Raw genomic sequence first — 509 nt, 5'->3', positions numbered from 1 at the left:
CCCGATCCCATCCCGAACTCGGAAGTGAAACGCAGCTGCGCCGATGGTAGTGTGGCTCAAGCCATGCGAGAGTAGGTCATCGCCAGGGTTTATACCCAAAACCCCGCTGCTGACGCAGCGGGGTTTTCCTTTTTTTGCAGGCACCTGGTTTTGACCTGGACTTGCGGCAACAACTTCACGAAGAGCTTCAAGTTCCTCAAACAAGTTGTTGACAAAGCTGAAAGGCCTGCCATAATAGGCGGCTCGCAACGACGAAAGCCCCTTGGGGCCAACGACGAAGCAGCTCCGGCAACAACGTCCACCCCGGTGTGACGGCCTTGAAAAAGGTGTTGACGAAGCGGAAAAGCCGGCTATAATGGGCGGCTCGCTACGAAGGAAACTTCGCAGCACACGGGAACGGCGCTGAGGCCACTTCCCCGGATCTTTGAAAGTATGCGCAGGTATCTTGTGAAGGCGCCTGCAGGAAGGATGACTGTCCATCTTGCAGACGTTTGATCAAGCAACTATTA

Annotated in this window: 1 rRNA gene; it reads left to right on the top strand. The window is 55.0% G+C overall.

Annotated features, from left to right (window positions below):
* Positions 1 to 88, top strand: a 5S ribosomal RNA gene (rrf, locus tag ACVOJ1_RS18985); the annotation flags it as partial.
* Between the last annotated feature and the right edge of the window lie 421 nt (positions 89 to 509).

The sequence above is a fragment of the Stenotrophomonas sp. STEN225 genome (assembly GCF_056756445.1).
The sequence above is the reverse complement of the archived record's forward strand: the minus strand, read 5'-3'. Positions and strand labels throughout refer to the sequence as shown.